The sequence below is a fragment of the Vibrio atypicus genome, from assembly GCF_009811315.1.
Taxonomy (GTDB): Bacteria; Pseudomonadota; Gammaproteobacteria; order Enterobacterales; family Vibrionaceae; genus Vibrio; species Vibrio atypicus.
Genome location: NZ_BLID01000062.1, coordinates 1 through 225 on the forward strand (window position 1 = coordinate 1; position 225 = coordinate 225).

Below are 225 nucleotides of genomic sequence, written 5' to 3' on the forward strand. Positions count from 1 at the left end.
GATAGGCAGGGTGTGTAAGTGCTGTGAGGCATTGAGCTAACCTGTACTAATTGCCCGTGAGGCTTAACCATACAACACCCAAAGGGTTTTGATGGACTCAATACAAGAATTAACTTGATTGTGTTTTAGAGAACGCAAACAGCTTTCCGAATTAAAGAATTTGCTTGGCGACCATAGCGATTTGGACCCACCTGATTTCCATGCCGAACTCAGAAGTGAAACGAA

At 43.6% G+C, this 225-nt stretch carries 1 rRNA gene; it reads left to right on the top strand.

Going from position 1 to position 225, the window contains the following annotated elements:
- Nucleotides 1-163 precede the first annotated feature (163 nt).
- Nucleotides 164-225: ribosomal RNA gene (gene rrf / locus GVO60_RS22710) — 5S ribosomal RNA — on the top strand; the annotation flags it as partial.